The 26,000-nt window shown below is 43.9% G+C and carries 27 protein-coding genes, 1 pseudogene and 2 riboswitches; of the genes and pseudogenes, 7 read left to right on the top strand and 21 right to left on the bottom strand.

What is annotated here, in order from left to right; all coding sequences use genetic code 11:
* The 6 genes from B1A98_RS09085 to B1A98_RS09060 all read right to left on the bottom strand — a co-directional run bounded on the left by B1A98_RS09085 (position 1) and on the right by B1A98_RS09060 (position 5,704).
* On the bottom strand, positions 1–648 hold the full coding sequence (locus B1A98_RS09085; RefSeq protein ID WP_063385118.1) for a precorrin-8X methylmutase: 648 nt from the start codon (positions 646–648) through the stop codon (positions 1–3).
* Positions 638–1,429 carry a precorrin-6A reductase gene (gene cobK / locus B1A98_RS09080; protein ID WP_063385119.1) on the bottom strand — a complete coding sequence of 264 codons (792 nt, stop codon included), beginning with the start codon at positions 1,427–1,429 and terminating at the stop codon, positions 638–640. The genes B1A98_RS09085 and cobK overlap by 11 nt, the downstream gene beginning before the upstream one ends.
* Entirely contained in the window at positions 1,426–2,319 is an 894-nt protein-coding gene (locus B1A98_RS09075) for a sirohydrochlorin chelatase (protein ID WP_063385120.1), read from the bottom strand. Before B1A98_RS09075 ends, cobK begins: the two co-directional genes overlap by 4 nt.
* Positions 2,320–2,334: 15 nt before the next feature.
* Positions 2,335–3,921, bottom strand: coding sequence for a precorrin-3B C(17)-methyltransferase (gene cobJ / locus B1A98_RS09070; protein WP_063385121.1), 1,587 nt, complete (start codon positions 3,919–3,921; stop codon positions 2,335–2,337).
* A 19-nt stretch (positions 3,922–3,940) separates the two neighbouring features.
* A complete protein-coding gene (locus B1A98_RS09065; RefSeq protein ID WP_063385122.1) occupies positions 3,941–4,324 on the bottom strand; it encodes a (2Fe-2S) ferredoxin domain-containing protein in 384 nt (127 codons plus the stop codon).
* Between the two features lie 185 nt (positions 4,325–4,509).
* A riboswitch (cobalamin riboswitch) is annotated at positions 4,510–4,701 on the bottom strand.
* A gap of 103 nt (positions 4,702–4,804) precedes the next feature.
* The gene (locus B1A98_RS09060; protein ID WP_063385123.1) at positions 4,805–5,704 is read right to left on the bottom strand and encodes a GHMP family kinase ATP-binding protein; all 900 of its coding nucleotides are present in this window, start codon (positions 5,702–5,704) and stop codon (positions 4,805–4,807) included.
* Positions 5,705–5,955: 251 nt separating this feature from the next.
* Between B1A98_RS09060 and B1A98_RS09055 the strand changes: the two genes are divergently transcribed.
* Positions 5,956–6,576: a class I SAM-dependent methyltransferase gene (locus B1A98_RS09055; protein WP_063385124.1), complete on the top strand. Its 621-nt coding sequence runs from the start codon at positions 5,956–5,958 to the stop codon at positions 6,574–6,576.
* A gap of 329 nt (positions 6,577–6,905) precedes the next feature.
* On the top strand, positions 6,906–7,478 hold the full coding sequence (locus B1A98_RS09050) for a biotin transporter BioY (protein ID WP_063385125.1): 573 nt from the start codon (positions 6,906–6,908) through the stop codon (positions 7,476–7,478).
* 61 nt (positions 7,479–7,539) lie between these two features.
* Here the strand turns inward: B1A98_RS09050 and B1A98_RS09045 are convergent, their stop codons facing one another.
* The 5 genes from B1A98_RS09045 to B1A98_RS09025 all read right to left on the bottom strand — a co-directional run bounded on the left by B1A98_RS09045 (position 7,540) and on the right by B1A98_RS09025 (position 12,326).
* Positions 7,540–8,310: an NRDE family protein gene (locus tag B1A98_RS09045; protein ID WP_063385126.1), complete on the bottom strand. Its 771-nt coding sequence runs from the start codon at positions 8,308–8,310 to the stop codon at positions 7,540–7,542.
* A gap of 21 nt (positions 8,311–8,331) precedes the next feature.
* Positions 8,332–9,384 (bottom strand): mechanosensitive ion channel family protein, encoded by a 1,053-nt coding sequence (locus tag B1A98_RS09040; protein ID WP_063385127.1) that lies wholly within the window; start codon positions 9,382–9,384, stop codon positions 8,332–8,334.
* 83 nt (positions 9,385–9,467) lie between these two features.
* A complete protein-coding gene (locus tag B1A98_RS09035; protein ID WP_063385128.1) occupies positions 9,468–10,805 on the bottom strand; it encodes a D-serine ammonia-lyase in 1,338 nt (445 codons plus the stop codon).
* A gap of 69 nt (positions 10,806–10,874) precedes the next feature.
* Positions 10,875–11,867, bottom strand: coding sequence for a diaminopimelate epimerase (gene dapF, locus B1A98_RS09030; RefSeq protein ID WP_063385129.1), 993 nt, complete (start codon positions 11,865–11,867; stop codon positions 10,875–10,877).
* 117 nt (positions 11,868–11,984) lie between these two features.
* A complete protein-coding gene (locus B1A98_RS09025) occupies positions 11,985–12,326 on the bottom strand; it encodes a GlpM family protein (protein ID WP_041096198.1) in 342 nt (113 codons plus the stop codon).
* A gap of 138 nt (positions 12,327–12,464) precedes the next feature.
* On the opposite strand from B1A98_RS09025, the gene B1A98_RS09020 reads away from it, so the two are divergent.
* Positions 12,465–13,349, top strand: coding sequence for a LysR family transcriptional regulator (locus B1A98_RS09020; RefSeq protein WP_063385130.1), 885 nt, complete (start codon positions 12,465–12,467; stop codon positions 13,347–13,349).
* Between the two features lie 60 nt (positions 13,350–13,409).
* Here the strand turns inward: B1A98_RS09020 and B1A98_RS09015 are convergent, their stop codons facing one another.
* The 5 genes from B1A98_RS09015 to ribD all read right to left on the bottom strand — a co-directional run bounded on the left by B1A98_RS09015 (position 13,410) and on the right by ribD (position 18,288).
* Complete coding sequence (locus tag B1A98_RS09015) at positions 13,410–14,696, bottom strand: NCS2 family permease (protein ID WP_063385131.1); 1,287 nt, start codon at positions 14,694–14,696, stop codon at positions 13,410–13,412.
* Positions 14,697–14,843: 147 nt separating this feature from the next.
* Positions 14,844–15,314, bottom strand: a complete 471-nt coding sequence (ribH, locus tag B1A98_RS09010; RefSeq protein WP_041096204.1) for a 6,7-dimethyl-8-ribityllumazine synthase — start codon at positions 15,312–15,314, stop codon at positions 14,844–14,846.
* A 16-nt stretch (positions 15,315–15,330) separates the two neighbouring features.
* Entirely contained in the window at positions 15,331–16,524 is a 1,194-nt protein-coding gene (locus B1A98_RS09005) for a bifunctional 3,4-dihydroxy-2-butanone-4-phosphate synthase/GTP cyclohydrolase II (RefSeq protein ID WP_041098010.1), read from the bottom strand.
* A gap of 22 nt (positions 16,525–16,546) precedes the next feature.
* Positions 16,547–17,194, bottom strand: coding sequence for a riboflavin synthase (ribE, locus tag B1A98_RS09000; RefSeq protein ID WP_063385132.1), 648 nt, complete (start codon positions 17,192–17,194; stop codon positions 16,547–16,549).
* Between the two features lie 5 nt (positions 17,195–17,199).
* Positions 17,200–18,288 carry a bifunctional diaminohydroxyphosphoribosylaminopyrimidine deaminase/5-amino-6-(5-phosphoribosylamino)uracil reductase RibD gene (ribD, locus tag B1A98_RS08995; RefSeq protein WP_063385133.1) on the bottom strand — a complete coding sequence of 363 codons (1,089 nt, stop codon included), beginning with the start codon at positions 18,286–18,288 and terminating at the stop codon, positions 17,200–17,202.
* 146 nt (positions 18,289–18,434) lie between these two features.
* A riboswitch (FMN riboswitch) is annotated at positions 18,435–18,577 on the bottom strand.
* 631 nt (positions 18,578–19,208) lie between these two features.
* Here ribD and B1A98_RS08990 point away from each other — a divergent pair.
* Together B1A98_RS08990 and B1A98_RS08985 are read left to right on the top strand one after the other, a co-directional pair.
* The gene (locus B1A98_RS08990) at positions 19,209–19,757 is read left to right on the top strand and encodes a DUF7010 family protein (protein ID WP_063385134.1); all 549 of its coding nucleotides are present in this window, start codon (positions 19,209–19,211) and stop codon (positions 19,755–19,757) included.
* Between the two features lie 129 nt (positions 19,758–19,886).
* Positions 19,887–20,390 (top strand): immunoglobulin-like domain-containing protein, encoded by a 504-nt coding sequence (locus tag B1A98_RS08985; protein ID WP_063385135.1) that lies wholly within the window; start codon positions 19,887–19,889, stop codon positions 20,388–20,390.
* 322 nt (positions 20,391–20,712) lie between these two features.
* On the opposite strand, the gene B1A98_RS20430 is transcribed toward B1A98_RS08985, so the two are convergent.
* The 4 genes and pseudogenes from B1A98_RS20430 to B1A98_RS20740 all read right to left on the bottom strand — a co-directional run.
* Entirely contained in the window at positions 20,713–20,865 is a 153-nt protein-coding gene (locus tag B1A98_RS20430) for a hypothetical protein (protein WP_169713106.1), read from the bottom strand.
* 58 nt (positions 20,866–20,923) lie between these two features.
* Positions 20,924–21,457 (bottom strand): helix-turn-helix domain-containing protein, encoded by a 534-nt coding sequence (locus tag B1A98_RS08980; protein WP_063385136.1) that lies wholly within the window; start codon positions 21,455–21,457, stop codon positions 20,924–20,926.
* Positions 21,458–21,521: 64 nt separating this feature from the next.
* A complete protein-coding gene (locus B1A98_RS08975) occupies positions 21,522–21,704 on the bottom strand; it encodes a helix-turn-helix domain-containing protein (protein WP_063385137.1) in 183 nt (60 codons plus the stop codon).
* Positions 21,705–21,781: 77 nt separating this feature from the next.
* Positions 21,782–21,925 (bottom strand): annotated as a pseudogene (locus tag B1A98_RS20740) (helix-turn-helix domain-containing protein); the annotation flags it as partial.
* A 204-nt stretch (positions 21,926–22,129) separates the two neighbouring features.
* Between B1A98_RS20740 and B1A98_RS08965 the strand changes: the two are divergent.
* Entirely contained in the window at positions 22,130–22,492 is a 363-nt protein-coding gene (locus tag B1A98_RS08965) for a helix-turn-helix domain-containing protein (protein ID WP_063385138.1), read from the top strand.
* Positions 22,493–22,603: 111 nt separating this feature from the next.
* Complete coding sequence (locus B1A98_RS08960; RefSeq protein WP_063385139.1) at positions 22,604–23,824, top strand: type I restriction endonuclease; 1,221 nt, start codon at positions 22,604–22,606, stop codon at positions 23,822–23,824.
* 465 nt (positions 23,825–24,289) lie between these two features.
* Here the strand turns inward: B1A98_RS08960 and B1A98_RS08955 are convergent, their stop codons facing one another.
* Complete coding sequence (locus B1A98_RS08955) at positions 24,290–25,561, bottom strand: DUF6602 domain-containing protein (RefSeq protein ID WP_063385140.1); 1,272 nt, start codon at positions 25,559–25,561, stop codon at positions 24,290–24,292.
* Positions 25,562–26,000: the final 439 nt, after the last annotated feature.

The following is a 26,000-nucleotide window of genomic DNA, read 5'->3' as shown; positions in this document are numbered from 1 at the left end:
TCATTGCTGTTGCGCGAGCAGGGATAACGCGTTGACAGCGGCCACAGTCACTGTGCTGCCGCCTTTTCTTCCGATATTCGTGATATATGGGATGTCGAGCTTGGCCAGCTCTTCTTTAGATTCGGCAGCAGAAACAAAACCGACCGGCAGGCCGATCACCAGGCTTGGCTTGGCGGCCCCCTCTTTCACAAGGCGGATCAATTCCAGCAAGGCTGTCGGCGCGTTGCCGATCGCATAGATGCCGCCTTCCCCTTCAGAGGTGGCTTTGCGCATGGAAATGATCGCTCTGGTCGTATTTAATCGTTTGGCTTCCGCCATCACATCTTCATCAGAAATATAAACGTGCGTGCTGCCGCCGAACTTTTCGATTCTTGGCTTGCTGACACCGGACTGCACCATTTGCACGTCACAAATGATCCGTTCTCCGTTCCTGATTGCCTGAATGCCTGCTTCTATCGCCTGTGGATGAAACAGCATGCTTTTGCCGAGCTCAAAATCAGCCGAAGCATGAACCACGCGCTGCACAACTTTATATTGTTCATCGGTTAATGAGTGCGGACCAAATTCTTCTGTAATAATGTCAAAGCTGAGTCCTTCAATCTCCATCGGTTGAACCGTTTCTGGTTTAAATTCTGTTTTAAAATCCATCTCCATGTCCCCTTTTAATCTTGAATTTACGCAGCATGTCCCGGACTTCTTCAAAGCTTGAACAGCGGTTCGGATAGTCAATGGACGGGCGTTCGATGACGATCGTTTCAATGCCGAGTTCTTTCGCCGCTTCGATCTTTTGATCGACAGACCCCCGCTGGCCGCTTGCTTTTGTGACCATACATGCCACGTCATATTGCTCGTAAAGAGCTTGATCGAACTTTTTCGTGAACGGCCCTTGAATGGCCACAATGTTTTTTTGCGGCAAGCCAAGCTGTTCACACTTTTCCATGTTGTCTTTACGCGGAAGCATCCGGCACACAAGGCGGATATCTTCGATCGGAAGCAAGCGTTCAGTGAAAATAGCTAATGTTTTGCTTCCTGTTGTCAGCATGACGGTTCCTTTGGTTTTTGCTGCTCTGTCGGCTGCCTCTTCATATGTGGAGACATATGTAATTAGGGACGACTCTTGGAAGTCCTGTTCTTTCCTTTCAAAGCGAACATACGGAATGCCAGCTTGTGAAGCAGCCACCATGGCGTTTTTAGATGCTTCTTCAGCAAATGGATGGCTTGCATCAACGACGGCCGCTGCCTCTTTTTCGCCAATAAACGCCTGCATCGCTTCAGCGTCCATGCGCCCGGCAAATGCCGGAACCCCCACCTGTTTTAATTCATTGGCCGCATTTTCGGTTACAACCGATGCGATGACCGGATAGCCGTCCTGTTGCAGAGTGACAGCCAGCTCCCTTGCATCACTTGTTCCCGCCAAAAAGAAAATCATTTGACTGTTGCCGCCTCGCTTCCCTCTTCATGGCTATGATGGTGGTCATGGTCATCATCATGATCGTGGTGGTGATGATGATCTATATGCTCCATCGCTTCAAAGCGGTATTGGCAGGTGTCGCAATTCATATAGACCTCCCCTTTCAGCACTTCCTCCACCCGGTCTTTAATAACTGTCTTCAGCTTCGGGTGAAAGCCAAAATACTCCGCAAGCGTAAAAGAAATTCCCGGATAAGCAGCCTTGAACTGTTCTGTCATCTGCTCAAGTCTCTTGATTAAGACACCAGTAAAAAGGAAGTACGGGAGAATAATGACTTTTTCCGCTCCGAGACGCACTGTCTTTTCCACCGCTTCTTCCAAGCTTGGGGACGTGACACCGATAAATGCCGGCTCAATCATCGGAACGCGCAGCTTTTCCCATAAAAGCCGGGTGATTTTGAACAAATCGCTGTTGGCATCGGCATCACTGCCGCCGCGGCCAAGCAGGATCACAGCAGTTTTCTCATCGGTCCCCTCCTGATATTCCCCTGTCTCCAAAAGACGGCTTTTGCAAATATCAATCGCTTCGTAGTGGATGCCGATCGGCTTGCCATATGTAAATTGAACCGCCGGATACTTTTCCTTGGCTTCATCTATTTCATGAGGAATGTGAATTTTAGAATGGCCCGCCGGCAGCAGCATTAATGGAATGAGCGCAACAGATGTGGCCCCTTTGGCAATGCAGCTATCAATGCCCTTTGCGATATTTGGCTGTTCAAATTCCAAGAAACATGTTTCATACAGGAGGTCTTTTCCAAGCTCTGGAACGAGCTGTCCGATAAACTGCCTAATTTGTTCATTTCCTTCTGGATCTCGGCTTCCATGGCCGACAAATAAGATTGCCTTCATTTACTGTCCGCTCCTTTAATCCCCGCACGGTGCAGGTTCAATATCGATTTTCGGTTCCATATTGCGATAGTCAAAGCTTTGAATTCTTTTGACGCGTTTGAAATATTTAAAAAACCGTTCATTCGGATGGCCTTTTTCTTTGTATTCAGCAATGATTTCTTCTAAAAGCGGAACAAGCGCTTCCGGTTCGATCCCTTCAGCCACCGGCTGGCCGGCATGAGCAGTCCGTCCAACTGTTTTAGCTCCTAGAAACAAGTCAAACTTTCCTTTGCGAAAAACAATGCCGATATCTTCTTTGACCGCTCCGTAGCAAGCCATGCCGCAGCCGTTCACTCCAATTTTCAGTTCTTTCGGCATCTCCATGCCGTCAAACTTTTCGTGCAGCCGTTCAGCGTACGGAATAGCATCCTTTTTCTCGCCATCGCAAAAATCGCAAGCTTTCACAGTGGCTACATCCCCAATCGGCGAAAGCAGAAAACCGGCGTTTTGCAGGTCGGCCGTCAATTGATCCGGCTCTTCTGTCGGCACCCGCAAAATAATTTGATGATGAGGCGTATATTCGATTGAGCCCCTTTCTCCGGCTGCCTTTGAAAGAACAAGCATTTGCCCAGCAGAAAATACCTTGTTCGCCACACCAGGACTGACGGCGACTTCAAAAATGGACTCGATTTTTCGTTGGAACAGCGGCTTGCTGACACTGGATTTTTCTTTTCCATCCAAGAGCTGAAGTGCTTTCATTCCCAGCTTATAGAGATCGCTTTTTTCTTCCTGTCCCCCATGAAGCGCCCATGGCTCATTTTTAGGCTTCAGCCGCTCGTGCGGTTTCAATGGCTGTTTTTCTGATGTTAACGTATATTTACGCTGATAGCCGCGCGGCGTGATCATTTTATTGTCATAGAGAAAGGTGGCTGAATTGCCGATAATAACGGTCGTCAGCATGCCAATGTCATGATCAAGCATATGTTGAAGATCAGTAATGACAACCTGTTCTCGTTCTCTGTACGCACTTTTAACAAGGCCGACCGGTGTATCCGGGGAGCGATGCTTTAACAAGATTCGCTGCGCTTCCGCAATTTGCCTTGTTCTCCGGCCGCTCTTTGGGTTGTATAATGCAATAACAAAATCAGCAGCCCCCGCGGCCTCGATCCGTTTGGCGATGAGCTCCCACGGCGTTAAGTGATCGCTGAGGCTGATCGTACAGGCATCATGCATCACAGGGGCCCCGAGAAGCGAGGCGCATGAATTGATCGCTGACACCCCAGGGACAATCTCTACGCCTACGCCGCTTTCCTCTTTCCAGCCTTGCTCAACAAGTACTTCATAAACAAGCCCCGCCATGCCGTAAACACCGGCATCTCCGCTTGAAATCACGGCCACTGTTTTACCTTGCTCTGCTAGTTTAACGGCTGCCTGCGCACGGCTGACCTCCTCTGACATGCCTGTGCTGATAATCTCTTTGCCTTTAATAAAATCAGCAATCAAATCAACATATGTTTTATAGCCAATAATGCAATCGCTTTCCTTCAGCGCCTCTTTGGCCCGCTCGGTAATATGTTCCGCGCTTCCCGGTCCAAAACCGATGACTAATAATTTTCCCTTCACTTCGTTCGCCCTCCCGCATTTACTTGATCTTTTGCTTTTCTTTCTCTTTAGCTACTCCGGTTACGCGATCATTTTTCAGGGTCATGCCGTTGTCATGCGATGTATACGTAACAGCGTTCTCAACCGGCTCGCCTTGCTGCAGGTGAGAAGCAACAATCTTTTCTGCAAGCTGTTCGTCCACTTCGTGATACCAGGTTCCTTCTGGATAAACGATTACCACACAAGCATCTTTGCAGCGGCCGTTGCATCTCGTTCTCGTCGTATGCACCCGCACATCTAAATCACGTTCTTTAATTTCCTTCCTGATCGCCTGGGTTACCTCTTCCCCGCCTTTTCTCATACAGCTTGATCCGTTGCAAATAAGCACATGATGGTTCATTTCCGTTAAATCCCATGTCGCCATTTCATTCACTCCTCTTTTAAAAGTAGCCCTTTTTAGTGAACAGAGCCTTAAAAACAAAAAAGCCCTTAACTTCGGAGGAAGTTAAGGACTAAGAGCTGCGTATTGAAGCGGCTAAAGGAACGTACAAACAACCGGACATGCCGGCTTTGCTCCATGCACTCATCCTATTCTTCCCTCCGAAGAATGATGGTTCGAAGAAGAAAGCAGGTCTCCTGGCTTACGGATCGCTTTACTCTTGTCCCTTCCCGGCATCACGCCAGTGGCTGTTGACAATTTCATCACCGTTTACAGTAGCGGGGGCTGCATCGGACTTTCACCGATTTCCCTATTATCCCGGAGTTTTATAACTCCTGGGCACTCTCTTCTTATTTATTCAATTTTATGTATGGCATCCTGAATTTTCTAAAATTCTAACTCTTTTTAATAGATTAGCAGGTTATTCATTCATTTGACAAGAAAAATTTTACACAGTTGGACAAATTATAGCTGGTGCAAGCCCGCCTTTTTCGGCCCAAAAGCGACAGAAGGACCAGATACAGAAGCGGAAAGAACAGGCTGCCACTTGGTTTTTTGCTCAATGATCCGCTCAGCCTGTTCTTTCTTTTCGAGAAAACGAGGATCATTTTTTGAAAATAATAAACCAATCACTGTTCCGCTGTGACCGGCAATCACTCCGCAGCCAAATGTTGCCGCCAGATCTGCAAACAAGTCAAAAAAAGGCTTGGAAAGCAGGCGGTCATTTAACGCGGCGCTTTTCGTCGCGGCTGATAGAATGGCCGCTTGGTCTCCTGACAACAACCCTTGATGCAGCTCGTCAAACAGCTGCTTCATGTCGGCCTTCTCGGCAGGCGAATAAGACCGCTTCATCCTGTAATAGCGCTGCGTATTTAAACGGCCGCCGCTATCATAGCCAAGAAGAAACAGCTCCGGTACATTCGGATAAGCATGAAGCAGCTCACCCGTTTGCTGGTTGATTGCATTGATTCCTTCGTACATGACTCCATCAGTCGGCTCAATGGCAGCGGCAATCTTTGCAATATCCGCCCCCTGCAAGCTGGTGCCAAAGCTTGCCGCAACAGCGCGCACCGCAGCTGTCATATCAGCCGAACTGCTCGCCATCCCTTTGCCGACGGGAATTTGAGAAGAGAGGTAAAGCATGCCTCCTGTGTTTTTTCTCAGCCGTTCTAAAGCAAGCTCGGCGGCCTGAACTGCTTTTTTCTTATGTGATTGATGGCTGCGCACTCCTTGGAGACCGTCCGGAACGAACACCGCCCGGCTCTTTATCGGCACCGGCAGTGTAAATAAAAACGGCTGGCCATCCCTTTCTCCCTGAGCCAGCTCTCCAAAGGTGCCAACTGAACTGCCCATTCCTTTGTTCAAGTCTTCATCCCCTCATTCATCCGTGTCATCTTTTACACTACTATACTACATGACCAAAAGGAGAGCTAAAATTATTGAAAAATTTTGTTCGTTGTAGAGTTTATTTTGAATTTTTCATACAATGTATCTTTAATAATCTTTATTAAATAAGATTCATATTTTAAGCTTATAAGTAATAGGGTGCGGCTGCTTGAAGTCAAACACAGAAATAGCCCGTCTATACAATGAAGAAGCCTTTAAGGGGGATAAGAATGAATAATTCCTGGAACAAGATCATCTATAAAGTCTGGTCGCCAATGTACGATAAAATCTTTAATTCCGGAGCTTTCTTACAAGCTCGCAAACAAATTTTTGAGCACATTCCTTTTGATAGCGGCCAAAAAGTTCTATTTGTCGGCGTCGGAACAGGCGCTGATTTAGAGTTAATTGATCAAGCCCAACTGAATATAACGGCCATTGACTTTTCACCTGATATGCTGCATCGGGCAAGGGATAAATTCAAGCATTCCTCCATTGAGTTCTTAGAAATGGACGCCCAAAATATGACGTTTGAAAATGAAACATTTGATTATGTCATTGCCAGCCTGATTCTTTCCGTTGTACCCGATGCTGATAAGTGCGTTAAAGAAATGGAGAGGGTGTTAAAAAAGGAAGGAACCATCGTTATTTTTGATAAGTTTATTCCGAAAGAACAGACGCTGTCGTGGCCAAAAAAACTGCTCAGGCCGCTAATTCAACTATTAGGAACAGATATCGGATTGAATTTTGAAGAGTTATACCGCAGAAACAATAAGCATTTGACGATTACTGAAGAGAAAAAGGTCCTGATGAATGGGATGTACAGAAAAATCATGATTCGCAAGATAGGTTGACTCGTTTTTCAGTTTCTTCTTAAAGGAGGGCCGGTCCAGAAACCTTGAAAAATAACTTTTTGGCTCGGTCTCTTTTCCTTCTCCAAAACAGACAGATCTTCATTCTGACCGAAGCTTTCTAAGGCAATCATCGCTTTCATTCTAGACAGGCAGAGAAAAATCCTTCCTTTTTCTCCACCTGTTTTTATTTTAGAGACGCAGGAATACCCTCTTATTTTTTCTGCTGATCCGCCTCTGTCTTTTACAGAAACTAAAAACAATTGACACATTTAGTTATCTATAATTAAAATATAGTTAACAATTTTAAAAGATAGATTGGAGGCATGACAATGTCTGCTCAACATGAACGATTAAGAATGATGCTGACAGCCGCTCTTTTCGCGGCTATCATTGGTATTTTCGCCCAAATTACGATTCCGCTTCCCTTTGTCCCGATTACCGGGCAAACGCTGGCAGTCGGCCTGGCAGCCACTATTCTCGGTTCCAGATATGGGGCGCTGTCCGCTCTGTTATATATGCTAGTCGGAGCAGTTGGTGTGCCTGTATTTTCCGGCATGTCGGCAGGAATGAGCATCATCTTTGGGCCAACCGGCGGATATATTATCAGCTTTGTCCTATCAGCGTTCTTTATCGGCTGGTATATTGAAAAAACCAAGGCCACTGTGCCGCAGGCTTTTTCGGCTAACTTGATCGGTATGGTGATTAACCTCGCTTTCGGGACGGTTTGGCTGAAGATTTTTGCTGAATTGAGCTGGATGGAGGCATTGGCAGCTGGATTCCTTCCATTCATTATCGGCGGCATTATAAAAGCCTTCCTTGCTGCCTGGATTGGAATAGAGGTCCGCAAACGCTTAGCTTCTGCCCGTCTGCTCCCCCAATCAACAAAGAACCGTACAGCCTGATCAGCAAAAAGAGCTGTCTTCAAGCGAGCCAACATGGACTAGCTTGCAAGACAGCTCTTTTTTAAAACGGTTCGACCGCAAATTGAAACGATGCTTCTCCGCTCAGCGTTCCTTGGACATACGTTCTTTCAGCAAAAAACACCCGATTCCTCCGATCAACCAAGACGACAGTCGACGACCTTGTTCCGTAGTCCTCACTGTTAATAAAGAGCGGCGACAGCCTTCTTTCCCAATCGAGGGATACACCTGTGTGAGGCAGCTCCTCATCCGGCGCTTGCCGGCCATCTTGTAAAAAAGAAAACAGACAATCAGCCAGGCGCCCCTCAGCATGGTGCAGGCACTCTTCTAAATAAGCCTTTCCTTTCTCAGACTTTGGCCACGGACTGTTTAAAAACGCATTGCTCAAACTATGAACACCGGGAGCGATTTTTTCTTTACCATCGCTTTTATTGTTATAATACCACAGCTCGTCTGCCGTACCAGCCAGCAAGTTAAAGCCCGGGTAATCGTCTTTTCGGCGCTGCAGCTTGTCCATAAAGATCTCAGGCGGCTCTGATCCTGTTAAAAACGCCTGAACGATTTCTCCGCGCGATCGCTTTCCTGCGGTGTGTTCCGCAGGGTCGCGGAAATTCGTCAACGCCGCCACCCGCCCCGTTTTCGTTACCCCGAGCCAGGTTCCCATCTTTTCCAAATCACGTCCGGCCAGAATAACAGGCTGATCCTTCCAATAATGGGCCGGCTTGGTCGGACGGTTAAAAAATTCATCCCGGTTTGCAGCGATGACTAATTTATATTGCTCCTGCGCCTGAAAACAAAAGTTAATTAAACACATAAAGGGACACCTTTCTTATCGTTACTGCCGCTTCACTTCAATCGGCTGTGAAGCGAGCCGGATTTGGTGCTCTTGGAATAAGGAAGCAACAGCATGGCGGAGCCGGCTTTCAATCTTTTGTTTGATACTGATATTCTGTACAGGCACCTCCACCTTAAACACCATTGCTTCATTGCGAAAATCGATAAAGCGGACAGTTGTTGATCCCTGCGGCTCGATTTCTTTTTCAGCGATGACTTTATCGGCTGCTCTATACAGCAGTCTCTCCACCTCTTCTGTATCTTGCCCAAATGTTACTTCTATGACTACTTCTGCTACAATCTCGGCTCCTGAACGGTTTGGCACAATTTGCTCAATGAAATACTGATTAGGCACCACCAAGGAACCCTCCGTCGCTGTTTTCACAATGGTCGAACGGAGTCTGATGCTTTCCACCCGTCCAAATTTGCCATTCACTTCTATCACTTGACCCACTTCAACCGGGCGTTCAAATAAGATAATGATCCCTGATATGAAATTACCGGCCACATTTCTCATGCCAAAGCCGATCCCGATCCCCAGCACGCTAAATAAAGCGGCCGCCGCTGTTAAATCAAGCCCCACTGTGGCAAAACTGATTGCCAGCGCCACGATCATGACCGTATAGTAAATCATTCGATTGAACGTATAGGTGACACCGCTCTCCAATCCATAGTACTCGTAGACTCTGCTCATTACCAGACGGTTAAACAATTTCACCAGCCTTTGGGCAAGAGATACGGTAAGGATCGCAACAAGAATCAAAAAGACAGTGACCTCGGCGTCTCCCGATGTATAAAGCGGGTAAAACAGCCATTTTTCCTTTGAAAAATAGTATAGAAACAATAACAGCAGACCGTAAAAGCTGAGCCAATTCAAGGTGGTGCCAAGCAGGGGCACAAGTTCTCTTTTCCATGCGTCCTGTTCCCTTGTTCTTCTATTTAGCCATCTCATCGTGAGCCATTTGGCAATAACAATGATAGCTGCAAACAGGAGGAATTGCAGCAGCCTGCCCATCAAATGGTCGGCTGAAAAAAAACGGGTCACGTTCTCCATATGATCACCACTACTCTATTTTCTCTTTCCTTTCTCCTTTACCTGAATGAAAGAAGATTAAACAAAAGAGAAAAGGCGCGGCTTTATTGAGGAAACAGCTGCTCTCCCTTGCGGATCATGGCTGCCATCTCTTCTTGCGGGACCAGGCTTCCGCCTGTGGACCATACGAGATGGACAGCATGGGCTCTTTGCTCGTCCGTTAAGTGTCTTTCGAGCCAGCCGCTTCTCTTAGCCCGCAAAGGTCCTTCTATTCCGGCAAGAGCGGAAGGTTCCAGATGCTCGCCTTCACGCTTAGCCATTTGCCCTAAATATATAAACAGCTGATCGTCCGATATAGTAAAAACTCCATCGAGGTCATCCGCTACTGCTCTGCCGACAAAGCTTGACGCCCTGCCGACGGCCAGCCCGTCGGCTTCTGTTGCTAAGTGAATACCGGCATCCTGCACAGCTATCCGGTCATGCAGGCCGGTCATTAATCCAAGCAGCATGCACGGAGCTTGCACCGGCTCCGCAAAAAAACTATACACATGCTCGCCAAACACCCGCTTCAGCCCAGCAAAGATCCCTCCCGGTGCGCCGCCTACTCCGCATGGCAAATACACAATCAATGGATGATCTTTATCAATGAGAAGGCCTTGTTCCTGAAACTGTTCTTTCAAACGAAGGGCAGCCGTTGAATAGCCAAGAAACAACTCCCTGGAATGCTCATCATCAATGAAAAAGCTGTTTTTTGTCTGCGCACTCAGCGTTCTGCCTTCTTCTACAGCTCGGCTGTAATCATCGGCATATTCAATTACCTGCACGCCTCTTTCACGAAGTCGCCGTTTCTTCCACTCTTTCGCATCTATAGACATATGAACCGTTGTCTGAAACCCAAGCGCTGCGCCTGTCATGCCAATGCTTAATCCTAAGTTCCCTGTAGAGCCGACAGCAAGTGAATAGCCAGAGAAAAATTTTCTCATTTCTCCGCTTGCTAGTTTACTATAATCTTCTTCTGTTGATAACAGTCCATTCTCTATTGCAAGCTGTTCTGCATGCTTTAACACTTCATACATGCCTCCGCGCGCTTTCACCGAACCGGCGACCGGTAAAAGGTGATCGGCTTTCATATATAATTGTCCCTCGATCTTTTCCTGATGATACTCTTCAAGAAAAGCTTTCATACGGCCGATCTCCAGCAAAGGCGATTCAATCACGCCAGCCGAATTCCTCGTTTCCGGAAAAACAGCCGCCAGAAAAGGAGCGAATCTTCTTAAGCGGGCATCTGCGTCCTCTATTTCTTCCAGCTGAATTGGCAGCTGGTCCGCTGTGTTCATTGATTTTTGTTCATTGAGCCATGTGACCTCTTGTCCGCCTTTCATAGCTGCGATTAACGGCCATCGTGCTTCAAGATGAGCTGCTTCCTGTTTGCCCTTCGTCATTTATACGCCTCCTCCGTCCCCCTTGATAGAAAGAAATTCCAAGAGCGCACTCTTGGAATTTCTTGTTGTTTAGGCAAATACTGTTTTCTGCAAAAATTCTTTTACCTCACTGCCTAGTTTTTCATACTGCCCTTGCTCTGTCCGTTCCTGCTTCCCGGCAATAGCGAAAGCGGACGGATTGCGAAGATCTACTTCCACAACCGCCTCGTATAAGTAGGTGGCGTTGCCGATTAAATCAATCCAATAGCCGCCATCTGCTTTGCGATGAGCCACACAGCGGACCTTGCCGCCGTTGTTATATACCTCAATGGTTTCCTCTAGCTGATTTTTCTCAAGCAGGCACGTAATCAAGCTAGACGCGGACATCGCTGTTCCGCAGGCATTCGTAAATCCGACTCCGCGCTCAAAGGTGCGCACATAAATTTTTCCCGGCTCAATTGGATGAACGAAGCTGACGTTCACGCCATCAGGGCAAATGTCATTCGGGCCATTCAGCTTTTGCGCAATCTGCTTTTGCTCGTCAGAAGCGATTTGCTCTTCATTCACAATAGCAATTAAATGCGGGTTCGGCACAGCCGCCGCCGAAAACGCGATTGAATCGGAAAGCGCAGGCACCAGTTCATTTAATAATGTGTCCTTTCCCTCGATATGCATCGGCAGGCTGGACAGCTCAAACAAAACCAGTGAGATTTCCACGCGATACGTCGGCACCTCCTCATAGAGCTCCTCATCTTTTGTTACCTGCAAATCTGCTTTCATCGTCTCCACAACGATCTCATCTTTTTTCAGAAGCTCGCACACGTAACGGCCAAGGCAGCGCAGGCCGTTCCCGCACATGGACGCTTCAGAGCCGTCGGAATTAAAAATTCTCATCTTCGCGTCAGCCCGCCCGCTTTCCATTACAAACAAAATACCGTCCGCTCCAAGGCTGGACTCTCTGTTACACAAGGCGATCGATAAATTCCTTCTGTCTTCCTCGGAAAATGAATAGCCATTTGTCCATTCATCGATTAATAAAAAGTCATTACTTGATCCATGGCATTTAATTAATTCAATTTGCATGTTTTCTCCCCACAATCCACTTATGCTTTTCTATTAGCATACAAAAAAATCAAACGCCGGTCTATCTTTTCCTTGCTGCTGCGCTCACACTTCAGGAAGCCGGCGCCAGCATCGGCATTACGCGCTTACTTTATCGGAGAACAAGATTAAATACCCAGCCATATAAAACAAATAAATGCAAGAAGCTCCAATCACCGCGTGCAGGGGTTTCACCCAATGCGTCAGCAAGAAAATGCCGGCTACTAAAATGACCGCCCCTAAAGCGCCGAAAACCGCACTTTTTTGCGTTGTTTGAAACTCATTCAGGTTCATATTCTTTAGTTGTAAGCTCACGTTAATCAGCGTCATCACAGGAAGCAGCGTGATCACCCCCGAGAGGAATAAATACTTGGATTGACTTAACAAGGAGGCCGCTACCAGAATCATGCCGCCGATTACAAACTGTACAATGTAACTCACTGCTTTCTCTCCTTTTCTCAAGATCCAAAGCTGGATGAAGTAGAAGTTGTGACCATTGTATTCCCTGGCTAATTATAAGTAAACTAAATATAATTGATATCAATTATAATAAAATCTTATATCTTAGAGGTGGCGGCAATGAATGTAAAAAAATACCTCGCGTATATTAAAGTTGTGGAAACTGGCAGCTTAACAAAAGCGGCCGACCTGTTAAACTACACGCAGCCAAGCATTAGCCAAATGATCAGCAGCTTAGAGGAAGAATACGGCTTTGCTTTGCTCGTCAGACAAAAAAATGGCGTGAAGCCGACGGAGAATGGTTTAAAGGTATTACAGGCGATGAGAGAGATTGAAAGAGGCTATGAAAAATTGTTGGGAACGGTTGACAGGATTAATGGGCTGGAAACCGGGAAAGTCCGCATCGGCGCCTATATCAGCATTGCCACAAACTGGATGCCGCGGATAGTCAGCGAATTTAAACAGCGCTACCCCTTTATTGAAATCCAATTATATGAGGGCAATGCATCAGAGTTAGACGACTGGCTGGAGGAGGATACAATCGATTTTGCTATCGGCTCCTCTCATCATCACAAATGGGATTTCCGCTTTTTATTGGAGGACCCGATCGTTGCAGTCATGAGCACCAGGCATGAATGGGCGCAAGCTAATATCATCAGCTTACAAGCGATAAAAGAAGCAGAATGGATTTTGCCGTACCCAGATTCCTTGTTCGAGGTGCACAATTTTTTAAAAAAGGAAGGCATCCAGCCGCGGATCACGTATCAAATCAGAGGGGATGAAACGATTCTTGCCATGATCCGCCATAATTTAGGGATCAGCCTGCTGCCGCGCCTGCTGTTAAACAGTACAGTTCTGGACGGCATTGCCACTAGACCGGTTGAAATTCCTTTATCACGAAAAGTAGGCATTCTGACAAATACGAGAAAGCATGCCCCTACGCCCGCTATTTCGAAAATGATCCATTTCATCGAGGAGTGGGTCAATAAGGAAGCAGGCGAATAAGTTTTCTCGGCAAAAAAAGCACACCACTTGTCTATAGCGGTGTGCTTTTTGTCATAGTTGTCAAGCATAATGCACAACAAAATTCAGCAAGAAGAGCACGGAAACAATCCAGAGCAGCTTCGATACCTCGCGCCCTCTGCCCATGACAACCTTTAACAGCGGATATAAAATAAAGCCGGCTGCAATGCCATCCGCAATGCTATACGTAAACGGAATCATCACAATAATGAACAAAGCCGGCACTGCTTCCGTTAAATCGGTTAAATCCAAGTGACGAATGTTTTGGATCATCAAGCTGCCGATCATCATTAACACAGGAGCAATCGCCATATCCGGAATCAGCTTCATATAGGGAATAGCAAAAACTGAAAGCAGAAACAAAATGCCTGCGGTCAGTGTAGTCAGCCCTGTTCTTCCTCCTGCAGCGATCATTGCGGAGCTTTCCACCGTAGACACGGTCGGACTCGTTCCGAAGATCCCTGAAGAAAATGAAGAAAAAGCATTAGCCTGAAGCGCTCTTTTAAATTTATCTGGACGGCCGGCAAATTCTGTATGGCCATGGACTAAACCGACATTTTCAAACACGAGTACCATCGTCAGCGAAAACACAGCAGACCAAAAAGGCACCGATAGCCAGTCAGACAATGAAAACGCGGCGAATACATCGTTGTATACAGCAACAGAAAAGGACGCGTCTCCTACTTCCGGCAACAGCCCGGCGACCCACGCCGCCACAGTTCCAAACAAGATACTCCATAGAAAGCCGCCCGGTACGCCTTTTAAAAACACAATGAGCGTCACTATCAGCGTCAGCACTGTAATCAGTACAGCCGGATCGCCCAAATTGCCGAGCGCTAAAATAGAATGCTCTCCCCGCACGACAAGCCCGCCTTTTTCAAGACCGATCAGCATAAGAAAAAAGCCTAATCCAACTGAAATGGCTTCCTTTAAAATCGGCGGAATCGACGCATTCAGCCAGTCGGCCATTTTTGTGACCGATACAAGCACGAACAGCAAGCCCGATACAACAACAACGCCAAGCGCTTCCTGCCAGCTCAGTGCCATTGACTGGACAAAAGTGTAAGCAAACATGGCATTCAGCCCCATGCCCGGCACAAGCAAAATCGGCGCATTGGCCCAAAATGCCATCACCACACATCCGACCGATGAGGCAAGTATCGTTGCTACTACAGCTCCCTCAAACGGCACGCCAGCCTCGGACAAAATAAACGAGTTCACGGCTACGATATAAATAATCGTAAAAAAGCCGATGATCCCGGCGGTAACCTCCCGCTTCATTGTTGTGTCATGATCAGCTAACTGAAAAAAACCTCCACTCTTTTTCATCTTACATGTACCTTTCGTACAGCGCCCTCTCCCTACCCGCTAGAGCTGGTCAACCAGCCTAGCCACAAAAGGTATTTTACCAAAGCCCCTTCATAAGAACAAGCCTCACCAAAAAGACCGCCTTCCAAGGAGGAGGCGGTCTTTTCATTATCCTTCAATAGATCTTACTAAATTAGCCATTTCAATGGCTGTCGCAGCAGCCTCCCAGCCTTTGTTGCCGGCTTTTGTTCCAGCTCGTTCGATCGCTTGTTCAATCGTATCAGTTGTCAATACGCCGAAGATAACCGGTACACCTGACTGCATGCCCGCTTGTGCCACGCCTTTAGTCGCTTCGTTGCTGACATATTCAAAATGGGCAGTCGATCCGCGAATGACAGTGCCGAGTGTAATCACTGCATCATATTTGCCGCTGTCCGCCATTTTTTTGGCGATTAACGGGATTTCAAACGCGCCCGGCACCCAGGCAATGTCCACGTTGTCTTCTTCCACCCCGTGGCGGCGCAGGGCGTCTTCTGCTCCGCTCAACAGTTTGCCGGTAATAAACTCATTAAAACGAGCCACAACAATGCCCACTTTCAGTCCTGTACCAATTAAATTTCCTTCAAATGTTCTGCTCATGTTCTTCTCTCCCTGATTAAATAGTTAAATAATGACCTAATTTCGTGATTTTCGTTTCTAAATAACGGCGGTTCTCTTCCTTTGGCGGCATTTCCAAAGGCACCCGGTCGACGATTTCAAGCCCGTACCCTTTCAGGCCGGCAATTTTGCGCGGATTATTCGTTAACAGCTTCATCTCTTTAATGCCAAGATCCCGCAAAATTTGGGCGCCAATGCCATAGTCACGCAAATCATCCGCAAAACCAAGCTTCTCATTTGCTTCTACCGTATCATAGCCTTGCTCTTGCAGTTTATATGCCTTTAGTTTATTAATAAGACCGATCCCGCGGCCTTCCTGGCGCATATAAAGCAGCACGCCCCGGCCCTCCTCTTCGATTTGCTGAAGTGCGGCATGCAGCTGCGGGCCGCAATCACAGCGGCAGGAGCCGAAGACATCACCCGTTAAGCATTCAGAATGGACCCGAACAAGTACAGGAGCCTCTTCATCGATTTCCCCTTTAACAAGGGCGACATGTTCCTTGCCCGTCAGCTTTTCCGTATAGCCGACCGCTTGGAAATGCCCGAATTCGGTTGGCAGCTCGATAGTTACTTCCCGGGTAACAAGCGCTTCTTTCTTACGGCGGTACTCTATCAAATGCTGGATCGTAATAATTTTTAAATCGAGTTCTTCTGCTAGTACGAATAAGTCGGGAAGCCGCGCCATCGTTCCGTCTTCCTTCATAATTTCGCAAATCACTCCCGCGCCCTGCTGCCCGGCAATCAATGCCAAGTCCACTGCTGCCTCTGTGTGGCCGGCTCTCTTTAAGACGCCGCCCTTTTTAGCGACCAGTGGGAAAATATGCCCAGGCCGTTTAAAGTCAGCCGGCGCCGCATCCTCTTTCATCATGGCCTGTATCGTTTCCGCCCGTTCAAATGCGCTGATTCCCGTATGGGTGGATGCGTGATCAATGCTGACGGTAAATGCCGTGCCGTGGCTATCCGTATTGTGATCGACCATCATATTCAACCCAAGCTGCTTCGCTTTCTCTTCTTCTACCGGTACGCAAATGAGACCGCGCCCAACCTTTGCCATGAAATTGATCATCTCGGCATCCGCAAAGTCGGCCAAGCCGACAAAATCACCTTCATTTTCCCGATCCTCATCATCCACAACGATGATGACTTTTCCTTTTTTTAAATCTTCCAATGCTTCTTCTATGGATGCAAACATCTTTTTCACCCCGTCTGTTTTATTAAGCAAAGCCATGTTTTTGCAATAAGTCCATCGTTACGTTAGAAGCCGGCTTTTCTGCCTTGTGCCCCAGCATCCGCTCTACATATTTTGCAAGCATGTCGCACTCGATATTGACAAGGTCACCAATCGCCTTCTCCGCTAGAATCGTCTCCTCTTGTGTATGGGGAATAAGCGAAATGGTCAGCTCTTTTTCAGATACATAAAAGAGGGTCAATGACGTGCCGTCGAGTGCTGCGGAGCCTTTCGGCATCAGGTATGGAGAAAGCTCCGCTGAATACTGGATATCAATGTAAAGTGCGTTCTCCACGCGCTTTTTCCCGGTAATCACACCGACTCCATCGACGTGACCGGAAACGAAATGGCCGCCAAAACGGCCGTTTGCCGCCATGGCCCGTTCCAAATTCACTTTCGATCCCCGGCTGAGCCTGCTGAGGGATGTGTCCCGAAACGTTTCTGGCATCACATCAACCGTAAAGCGTTCGGAAGTGAAGCTTGTAACTGTTAAACAGACTCCATTGACCGCAATGCTGTCCCCGAGCCGGACATCCTCAAGCACCTTGTGAGCCGCAATGGTCAGCTGCATCGATTTGTTTTGGGCAAGCACTTCTTCTATCATGCCGATTTCTTCAATTATGCCTGTGAACAATGTGGTTACCCTTCCTTCCGCGAAGCTGTAATCTTAATATCTTGTCCAATCATCTCCACCTTATCAAACACTAGCTGGATGGACTCATCCATCGTCGGGAAGCCTTCTCCCGCAAATGGCGTAGGCGCCATTTTGCCGCCGATCAATTTAGGTGCCATATAGATGACGATTCGTTGAAAGGCTTTCTCCTGAAAGAATGAAGCGTTCACTTCGCCCCCGCCTTCGACAAGCAGCGTCATGATCTCCTCTTCTCCTAATTTTTCCAGAAGAAGCGGGATATGAATATCGGCCGTCTCCAGACGAATCACATCGGCACCAGCCGCGATAAGCGCTTCCTCTTTGTCTAAAGAGGCTTCACTGCCGCAAACGACGATCGTAGCGGCTTCTTTGTTTTCAATAACATTTGCTGTAATGGGTATACGTAAATGCGTGTCTAAAATGACTCGAATGGGGTGTTTTCCTCCGTGGGGCAAACGGGTGGTCAGGAGAGGATTATCCTGAAGAACGGTATTGACACCGACGAGGATCGCGTCATGCTCATGTCTGAGACAATGAACATCTTCCCTTGCCGGCTGACCAGTAATCCAGCGGCTATGGCCTGTGTAGGCAGCTGTTTTGCCATCGGCTGTAATGGCTGTTTTCATTGTGACGAATGGGGTTTGATGCTGAATAAAATGAAAAAACGGTTCTAACAAGCGATCTGCTCTTTCCCGGCAGACTCCAATCTCTACTTCAATTCCGGCAGATTCCAGCTTTTGCACGCCTTTTCCGCTCACTCTAGGATTCGGGTCCACCGTCGCGATAAATACCCTCTTAATCCCGGAGGAAGCTACTAAATTCGCGCATGGCGGCGTCTTTCCGTGGTGTGAACAAGGCTCTAATGTTACATATAAATCGGCACCGGCCGCTTCCTTTCCGGCTGCACGAAGAGCATGAACCTCCGCATGGGCTTCGCCCGCTTTCAAATGGGCGCCCATTCCGATGACACGGCCGTCCTTCACGACCACCGCACCGACCGGCGGATTCGGAGATGTCTGTCCCTTCACGCCTTCTGCCAGCGACAGGGCTAACTCCATATACTGTTCCTTTAACATTTCGCTAGTCCTCTCTCGATTCCTAAATATTTTCGTCCAATGAATGGTTTACAGCCAATAAACCAACAAAGCCCCGTATATATAATATATACGGGGCGCAAAAGGCGTAGCCAAATAAGCATTTTAAAACCTGTTTTTTAAAATGCTTCATCCTTCTCCCATCCAGACTATCACTGTCGGCTTCGGAATTTCACCGAATCCACCGGTTCGAAAACGAACACGGGTCACGGACTAAGAGCATTAGCTCATCACCGCCGGTGGGGAATTTCACCCCGCCCCGAAGGATACACTATTCAAGTTAATTCTTATTATCACTCTAGGAATACGATTGTGTCAAGGTTTAATGTGTGTGAATTCTGATTAATTCGGATGAAAAATGAGGGTTGTTGACCAGTTTCGTCAACAACTTTTCTTTAAACTAAAGCTATTCGTTGACTACACTTCCTTATGTTACTTTGTTTTATTCATTGGCACTATTTCAAATGGTTCTTCTCATTGATGCGCTGCCAGTTACCCACAATACACATTAAACACTACTACGAAATCAGTTTGCATCTATCCTTCAAGATATAAAGGATGAGTTCTATATGGGTCCTAAAACAAATGATTTTGCACCTTATGAAGATATTCGTTTTAACATGAACTGCCCTGTAAATGTTAGACACAAATTAACATTTACGGGGTGTTTTTGTGATTAAATTTAATGCAGAAGAAAAATTACAGATTGTTTTACGTTATCTAGATGGGGCAAAAAGTTATCTTGAGCTGTCGAAGGAATTTAAAGTAGATAAAAATTTTCCACGTACTATGCATAAACCTTTTCATTATAGTTATCTTGAATAAAACAATAGTAGTAAATCCATTGAAAAACTGTTAAATTGTAGAAGTCGGTAATTCGCTATAAAGGAGTGCATAATTATATGAACCGAACACTTGAACAATTACAAACTGATATCATCTTTACTGGAAAGAAGGGCTACCCTATTCTATTATCTGGCGCTATTGTCTTTTTATTATTTGCCTTTATGCCCTTATTTTTTCCAACGAAGACCCTATCTCTTATATGGATTTTTGGATTAAGTGTCATTTTCCCATTTGGAGTCCTGCTAGGCAAAATAGTGAATGTTAATCTTTTATCTAGTGATAATCCATTAGGTACATTAGGTGGAATGGTTGCAGCTATACAAGCATTTTACATACCTGTATTTATCATCGTGTATACGCACATCCCTGAATATATCCCTTTTACCATCGGGTTATTAGCAGGATCTCACTTTCTGCCCTATATGTGGATTTACAAAAGCAAAGCTTACTTATTTGTCACTCTTGCCGCTTGTATATCCTCTTTCATCTTAGGTGGGTTCTTTGTTGAACTCGCATTTAATCTAGTCCCTTTGGCCATTTCGATTTCGTATGGAGTCGGTGTTCTACTAATTCTTAGAGAACTCAAAGTGGTCAAACCAGCTTAATCACCTAATAGGTGATTTTTTTTATGTTTATTACACTCCTTCACATTTTCAACGAACTGAACTATTCATTAAATTCTCTTACTGCTTCTCTATCCAATTATTGGTATAGTAAAAGCAGGAGGTGTTTTAGTGATTAAAAAATATCCACTTATTTCTTTTATTTTTATAGCTTTACTGCTCTTCTTTACTGGCTGCCAAGCTGAGGGCTCTTATCTTAAAGAAGAAGCCCCCATTCAAAAACGTCCTAGCTCCGATAAAGGAATTAAACTATCAACCGAAAAAGCAGTATACAAAACATCTGACAACGAAATCACAATTAATATTCAGAACGATAGTGATACCCAGTTCAGTTACGGTCAAGATTTTGCAATTGAAAAGAAGGTTAAGGATGCATGGTATTCTGTACCATTTAAAGATAAATCCTTTGAAGAAAAAGGGACTTTGCTTCATCCAAAAACCTCTACTTCACAGACATTTTCATTAGAGCAATTAGAGTATAACCTTTCTTCGGGCAAATACCGGATCGTTGTAACTTTTTATAATCCAGAAGATTACTTCCTTATTCTCAAAAAAGAAGGAAACACTCCAAAAGGTGCACCTACTCTTGCCGCCCCATTTAAAGTTGTAAAGTGAGAAAGAACCTGACGTGGTTCTTTTTCTCTTTAGTCAAATTATTAACAGGGCATTCTGTTACACATTTTGTGTCTATTACGACTCAGAGCCGCGTTTGTTCTTCTTCCTGTTATCAATGTATATCCTTAACGCGCTTTCTCCCTCTCATCTTCAGCATATTCAATTTTCTCATGGATGATGTCCATCGTCAGCCATCCGAGCGGATAGGTATAGGAGGAACCCGCTCTGACCACTGACGATGAGCACCAAACGTGCCCATTTATTTACAGTGTGTTACAATGAAAGAGATCTGAATCCCTTAAGAGCGGTAAGCTATCCTCAATTAGCTTGCCGCTTTCTTTGTTAAGGCAAAGTACCGCTTTTTCGCTTCCACCTCAATCCACAAAAGCAAAGCTGGATTGTCCCGAGCTTCTCGGCATTGCCTTCTCACTTCAGAAGCCCTCATTAACCGACTTGCGGATAAAGTAAAAAACATGTGGACCACCCTCCCATTGTTTGAATTATCTTCTTCAAACCTCCTAGGCAAAGCCTGTCTATGCCAGCCACCTGTTTGCTTTCCATTGCAACACCAATCTCTTCATTCCCTTTTTCATCGGAATCCCATAGTCCCTTTCGATCGCCATCATGAAATTGTCAATGAACATTCGGGCTTCAAGCAACTTGTCCATCATTTGAGCAATGCTTTCTTTTTCTTCTTCATCAGCCATGCCAGGCGGCTTAGCCAGACAGAGGGCTCCAACCTCTGTAAGAGCCTCAGCCAGCCCCTTTTCTGCATGTGCTTTTAATGCCAGCATGTGACGCTCAATAGCTGGACCTTTTAGAACGGGTGGAATGTAACCATCGGAAAACTTATAGAGCAGTTCCCCTATGTATTTCGGACTGTCTTCATACACTCGGATGGATTGCTTGGCAATATCCTGTTGCATGGTCCGGCGGTCATTCTTGTAATGGCTGACTAACTGCTTCGAGATATTGAGGTCATCCGCCATTTGTTCGTTGGTCATGTCCTTTTCTGCGAGCAGATGTCTTACAGCCTCCCCCACTTCTGCCGATGGTTTGATCGTCATGTCCCTTCCCCCTTTTGTATTGGGTTTTCAATTATTAAATACATAAATTAGTAGTATGGTAGATTCAAGAAATGACCTGTTGTTCTTGTTCACGTATCCATTCATTAATGGCTGATCTGGTAAAGAAAATACGCCGACGCACCCGAAAATGTGGAATCTCTTTTTCTCGGACCATGTTGTAAATGGTGTCGGTGCATACGCCAAGGTAATCAGCAGCTTCTTGGACGGTCATTGTTTGGCGGGTCATTAAACTTACCTTCTTATTGACTCATTTTGTTTTATTGAGTAATTTTAGTTTTTGTATGAGAATTTTGTTCTTTTTGATTACAAAACAGGTATGCTGCATCTTATTTTTAGAATTTTAGAAAGAGCAAATGCGTCTTTCATCCGTGGTACAGATACGCCATTTCCCCAATTCCAAACTGCTGCTTTAGTATAACCAAGCATTCCAGCAAGCTCTTCTTGGGTAAATCCCTTTTTCTATTCGGGCATTTATTAAACGATCATTTTCCAAATCATCCACCCATTTGTATGATATTCTTGTACTTTATACCTGATTATATGTACAAATTTCTTATATAAAGATTTTTTATATGAATTCCTTGTACTTTATTTTTATTATTTTGCCATTGTTATACAATAAACTTGTACACCTTAAAAGGAGCGTTGTTCATGCTATCAAAAAGATTAAAAGCAGCGCGTTTAAAGAAAAAGCTTACACAACAAGAGCTAGCTAACCGCCTAAAAACTACTAAAGGCACGATAAGTAACTACGAAAATGGCCATAGTACGCCATCCAATGAAATGTTAAAAGAACTGGCTCTAGTTTTGGAAGTAAGTACTGACTATTTACTCGAGGTCACCGATTCAATAAATACTTCTTTAACTCACCTTCCAGATGAGGAAGAAATGAAGGAATTCTTCAGTAATCCTAAATTGAATTTGTTCTTTAGAGAAATAAAGGAGTCTCCAGAGGAGCAGTTAGAGGAACTGCGGGAGATTTGGGAAGTCATTAAGAAAAGAAATAAGAAGTAATAGCACGCTGCGGCGTGTCTTTATTTTAATTACGTAATGGTATTATCTTGGTTTTTTAGTTCTATTATCCAATTATAGAGTTATTTTGATTAAACAAAGGGGTGCAGTAAAATGAATCTTAAAGAAACATTAGAGATGTTAAATAAAGTTGCTACTGATAATAAAGAACTAATAAAGAATGAAGAATCAACCAAGCAATTCTTGATCTTACCTCTGCTCAGAGGACTAGGATATGATACGTATAGCCCTCAGGAAGTTACACCAGAATTCACAGCAGATTTTCATAAAAAGAACGAAAAAGTAGATTATGCTATTTTTATAAACGGTGAACCGAAAATTTTCCTTGAAGCTAAGCCGGTAACAAGCAAAATCACTAAAAGTGCTCCACAGTTAAGCAGATATTTCAGCACTTTTCCTAGTGTACGATTGGGAATCCTGACAAACGGGATAGAATATCACTTTTTCACTGACTTAAATAATGCTAACATAATGGATTCTAAGCCTTTTTTTGTTTTTAATATAACTAATTATAATGAAGAGGATTTCAGCTACTTGATAAAGTTTTCCAAAAATCTTTATGATTATGAAAGTATGAAAAACTTGGCTGAATCTATGATGTACTCCCAAGCCTTCAAATCAGTTATCAAAGAGATTTTCGAAAATCCAAATGATGATTTTATTAAGTTTGTGATAAAGGAAAGGTTTAAATTTAAAGTCACTCAACAGTTTATAAATACTGCGCGGCCATTAGTTCAAAAATGCATTCAAGAATCTTTGGCTGAGATCATTAGCGAAAAATTTGATGTTAACCAAGCAATGCAGGAGATAGCTCCAGAGGTTGAAGAAGTACCACAAGTAGATAAGAAAGTCTATTATTCTATGGAAGAGCTTGAATCGTTAGGTTCGTTCGAAGAATTTGGAGGCGTTAAGGTAGTGCTGCCAAATTCTGAATCTTATAAAAAGCTATTAAAAATACCTGAAGAAGAATATTCTGTAGAAAGAGGAAACCCTCTGAGCAACTTTTTTGTTTCATCAGTTCTTACACAAGGCAATACAATTGTCGGCTACTTGATTGGCCAATATTATAATCAACAAGAGGATACTACACTATACACTGTAAAATCTAACAAGATTGCTAATTTCCTAGAAGAAAATCCTATAGTTAAAGAAACTGGATTTATTAATGCGCGTCTTGGATCTCGAACAAATAAAATTACAAATGAAAAAACTTATTATTTAAGGAGTTGTCTGAAAAACCTTTCATTCAGGGATACTCCAAACCTTGTATCGAAGGTTGAAAATATTGATGAGTTCTTTAATAGTATTCAATAATTAGTTTCCAACTCTAAAGCAAATGTGTTGAGAAAAAATCCATCAAAAAAGTTACCTATCTCTTTTGATGCCTTTCGTCTATAATCCTGTTGTGTCTGCAGCACTTTATAAAGTAAATTCAAAACTTGCTCAGGATGAAGATTGGTATTGCTTGTGAGAAGTACTATTCGATGCTTTATATGCGAAATAATTGTCGATGAGAAAAGCCACTTTAGGCTTTTTAACAAACGAAGCGATATCCATAGCTTGATGAGCATGTTTTAGTGCGTTTTAGTTTAAACTAGGTAAGCCAAATAAAATCCCGCTAAAGAGTAATAAAACTTTGGCGGGATTTTATTTATGTTCCTGTTGAACGTTATACATTAAAGATTAATCAACTCTTCAGAAATCAAATGGTCCAATCCATATTTATTAACAAGTTAGATCTACTAACTTTTCCATTTTATTTTTTATGATTTTAATAAACTATGCTTGTTTTTTAGCTTTCATTCGTTTTTTTAACCAATTAGTAAGCCTTCCAGATTTATTTTCTGCTGCATACCATTTGCCATCAACCGCAACAACTTGACATTGGTCAGTCAAAAGCGTTAGATTGCCATTTTCAAAAGAAACCAAATTTTTTTCTTTCAAATAATTGACAGTTTTTTCCAAATCTTTCTCTTCCTTTAACATCCACTCTCGAAGGCCCAATTCATTTATATTTAAAGCTCCATTAATACAAAGCCAGTTTATTATGACAAATTCTTGCTCATCTAATTCAGCTGGCTCCCACTCAAAGCGAATAGGGTCAAGTTGTCTTAACTCTTCCTTCTCCATGAAGTGATATTTAAATTCCCACCCCATCTTCTCCCCGTCTTCTTTAGCTTTTCCCGCTAAATACATATGAAAGGCTTCAAATTCTAAGTCTTCCCCAAAAATACTGCTGTTAATACTATATTTGTAGCTAAGCTTTGTCCAAATTATTTCTAATAATAGCAATAACGGATTATCATTTGAAGACCCATAAAAGTTCCAAAAATCATTTTTATCCATGAAACCTATGTACGGCATCCCATCCAGCTTCGCTAATGAATAATTACCACAAACGACCAAATCGGGAAATATTACAGGGCTAAATCCTTTCTTACCTGACTGATCATTTAGGAAATTAACAAAAGCCTCTCTTAAAGAAAATTCAGATTTGTATCCATAATAACCAAATATGATTCTTGAAGGTAGAATCTCTTCTATCAATAAAGTGTGATATATCATTTGTTCATGAAATGGAAGTAAGTCAACATCTTTATAATCGGGCAATTCTTTTTTTACAATATGTCTAAAAGCATCTCTTAATCCTCTGATAGATGTAAGTTGATGGCTGCTTATTTTATAAATTTGATGCATTTTATTATAGGAATCTATTAAATCATCTTTATATAGGTTCTTTTTAATTTCTAATACTGCAATAACATTAGAAATATCATAAATAAATTTATTTGTATAAGGAATTGGATCTCCTTCCCCTTCTACAATCATACAGTCTACTTCATTGCTAAATTCCCCTTCTTTGTTTCTAATTTTACCTGATGCTACTCGGATATCTAATTCTTTAAATAGCGCTTTATCCAATAAGCTTGAGGTAAGCCCTTCATACATGTCTCCTATAGTAGGACCATGATCTACAATTTCATATTGCTTAATAAGTTCTTTTTCTTTTTTCATAAGCGAATTTAGAAAATCTGCCACTGTTACTATCATAAAATTTTTCCTCTTTTCTTTAAAAATACGCACCAATCAAGACTATATAACTATTATAATGAGGTGATACTGGGTATTATGTCGCTATTTGACGAACGACAGATGTAGAATTTTAAATCAGCCTATAGGACAATAAAAGAAAACGATTTTTTGTCCCTTCGTAGCACATGAGAAAAATGTTTCTAGGATTTTTTGTCTTCAGATGAACCAAATTATGATTGTAATAAAAGTTACTGGCTTATGAACTATAACTTAATCTTTTATGTGAGATAAAAAGAGCTTTCAAAGAATGGTTAGAGAAGCTAAGAGAGACCTGGCAAGTAATTAAAAAATATAAGTTAAATCACTAGTGTCGCATAAATTTTGACTGAATTTTCTGTTTTCTTGTTTTTACTCATGAGAAGAAAAACAAAGACATTTGAATAGAGGTAGTTAACAT

It is taken from the genome of Pseudobacillus badius, from assembly GCF_002189605.1.
Lineage (GTDB): Bacteria > Bacillota > Bacilli > Bacillales > Domibacillaceae > Pseudobacillus > Pseudobacillus badius.
Note: the sequence above shows the minus strand (reverse complement) of the source record. Positions and strands in the feature narration are given on the sequence as shown.